The sequence below is a fragment of the Vibrio sp. 10N.261.52.A1 genome (assembly GCF_002876325.1).
GTDB classification, from domain to species: Bacteria; Pseudomonadota; Gammaproteobacteria; order Enterobacterales; family Vibrionaceae; genus Vibrio; species Vibrio chagasii.
Genome location: NZ_MCYD01001119.1, coordinates 1 through 2,691 on the forward strand (window position 1 = coordinate 1; position 2,691 = coordinate 2,691).

At 43.4% G+C, this 2,691-nt stretch carries 2 protein-coding genes; both read right to left on the reverse strand.

The window, feature by feature from the left end:
- Nucleotides 1-56: 56 nt before the first annotated feature.
- Nucleotides 57-566 carry a disulfide bond formation protein DsbB gene (gene dsbB, locus BCT81_RS23980; protein WP_102426094.1) on the reverse strand — a complete coding sequence of 170 codons (510 nt, stop codon included), beginning with the start codon at nucleotides 564-566 and terminating at the stop codon, nucleotides 57-59.
- A 147-nt stretch (nucleotides 567-713) separates the two neighbouring features.
- Nucleotides 714-2,306 carry a Na(+)/H(+) antiporter NhaB gene (nhaB, locus tag BCT81_RS23985; protein WP_102426095.1) on the reverse strand — a complete coding sequence of 531 codons (1,593 nt, stop codon included), beginning with the start codon at nucleotides 2,304-2,306 and terminating at the stop codon, nucleotides 714-716.
- Nucleotides 2,307-2,691 lie beyond the last annotated feature (385 nt).

Genomic DNA, 2,691 nt, shown 5'->3' on the forward strand with positions numbered 1-2,691 from the left:
CTTTTGACTAGGCGTCCCCATCCGAACAAAGTTTAACCACGAAAGGCCAACACGCCCTAATTGTTTTTAGATTTAACGAATTGAGAAATGACCACGAAACCGAACGCCACTAAGTTGCCTGCAAAGATAATGACAAGCCATTGCGGCATAGAAAGCGACAAGAACTGCCACACGACCTTGCTGCAGTCACCGTAGGCTTCAAACATCCACGGAGCCCATTGGTTTAAAGGTGCCCAGCTAGGGAAGGTCACGAACAGGTCACAGGTTGCGAATGGAGACGGGTTGAACTGGTAATCAACGTGCTCCAAAGCCAACGTTAAACCTTTGTATGCGCCAAAACCCCAGCCAGTAAGGCCAAGCCAGCGCGAGATTGGATTGTTCGGGGCGATAGCGCCTATCATGGCTGCGACACCGATAGCTAGCATTGCCACACGCTCATAAATACACATGACACAAGGGCCAAGCATCATGACATGCTGAAAGAACAGCGCACAAGCCTCAAAAAATACGATAAATGCTAGCAGTAAAAGCCAAGATAAACGTCCCTTAGAGAAGTCTTTGAGCATTACAAAAAAGTTCACGAATTAAATCCCGTCTATAAAATAAAAAAGCCCTGAATACTCAGAGCTTTTTATCTTGGATAAGTTTCCTAATCAACTAATATTTTTGATTAGTGAGTTACACATTTTGTGCTTTGCGACACAGTGTGTAGCTTAGTGACCACCAGAGATCACTGGAGCAACCGCTTCACCGGTGCGCTGAATGATCCAACCTGCGTCATAGAACCATGCTGTCATCGGTTCAACAAAGTATACGATGCCTGCAAGGCCAACCAGTGCTAGCACGATAGTGTATGGCAGGGCCATGATTACCATGCGGCCGTAAGACAGCCGAATTAACGGCGCAAGTGCAGATGTTAATAGGAATAAGAACGCAGCTTGACCGTTTGGTGTTGCCACTGAAGGTAGGTTAGTACCTGTGTTGATAGCAACAGCAAGCAGGTCGAACTGGTCGCGAGTGATAATGCCTTCAACCAACGCTGTTTTCACTTCGTTGATGTAAACCGTACCTACGAACACGTTATCTGAAACCATCGATAGAATACCGTTGGCTACATAGAATAGGGCAAGCTGAGCGCCTTTATCTTCAACGTGAAGAACCGCATCGATTACTGGCTTGAATAGTGCTTGGTCGATGATTACTGCAACGACAGCGAAGAACACAGCAAGAAGCGCAGTAAATGGTAGCGCTTCCTCAAAAGCTTTACCCATAGAGTGCTCTTCGATTACACCTGTAAACGCAGTCGCTAAAATGATAACTGAAAGACCAATTAAACCAACTTCAGCAACGTGAAGTGCCAAGCCAACGATAAGCCAAACTGCGATTGCACTTTGAACCCAAAGCTTTGCAACATCTTGTTTAGTTCGGTTTTCACGTTCTTTGTTGTCAAACTCAACTAGGATTTGGCGAACGTTGTTTGGAAGCTTTGCGCCATAACCGAATACTTTGAATTTCTCGACAAGCGCACAAGTGAGAATACCGCAGAAGAAAACAGGCAATGTTACAGGAAGCATACGGATAATAAACTCACCGAATTCCCAGCCTGCTTGTTTAGCGATAACTAAGTTTTGTGGTTCACCAACCATGGTCATTACACCACCTAGCGCAGTACCTACACCTGCGTGCATCAGTAGCGAACGTAAGAAAGCACGGTAGTCTTCTAAGTCTTCACGAGTTAGTTCAGAGATTTCTTCATCGTGAGTATGGTCGTGTGCAGAGTTAGAGCCTTTGCCCGATGCCACTTTGTGGTAAATCGAGTAGAAGCCCACAGCCACGCTGATCACAACTGCGATTACAGTTAGTGCATCTAGGAAAGCAGATAGGAATGCTGCTGCAACACAGAACGCAACAGAAAGCATGATCTTAGAACGAATGCCGAGCAGTATCTTCGTGAAAATGAACAGAAGAAGTTCTTTCATGAAATAAATGCCGGCAACCATGAATACTAATAAGAGTAATACTGGAAGGTTTGCTTGCAGCTCATGATAAACCATTTCAGGTTTGGTCATGCCAATCGCAACGGCTTGAATTGCTAATAAGCCACCCGGTTGAAGAGGGTAGCACTTGAGAGCCATAGCTAGGGTGAAAATAAACTCAACCACCAATAGCCAGCCCGCAACAAATGGGTCAACTAGGAAGAAAACAAACGGGTTGATGATTAAAAAGGAAATGATGGCAAGTTTATACCAATCAGGAGCTTTACCAAGGAAATTCTTGATAAAAGCGTTTCCGAGAGACATCGGCATGTTAATACTCTTTTATGTTGATTATGAATAGACAAGCAATACAACATTTTGAGAATCGAGCTATAGAAAGTGTTAAAAACTATAACTAACAGTGACTTAGAAAAACTACATTCCATGTAACGTTCTGTGGTCTTGCCAAGTCACTCCCTTAGAAACTCAAGCACTGCTTATTTTTGAGCGCAACTCTACTCTTAGATAACATTTAGTCAACAGGAAAAGCCCTGTAGCACCTAAAATACCTCTTTTTTGTGTGAGAAACGCGATCAAAGTAGCGGAAGCATACCACTTAAAATGTGATAAAAACCGACTAGAATCAATATTTCAGCGAAATGATTGAAATTTACAGAATAAAGACGGTTTATATATGATTATTACAACTTAACAT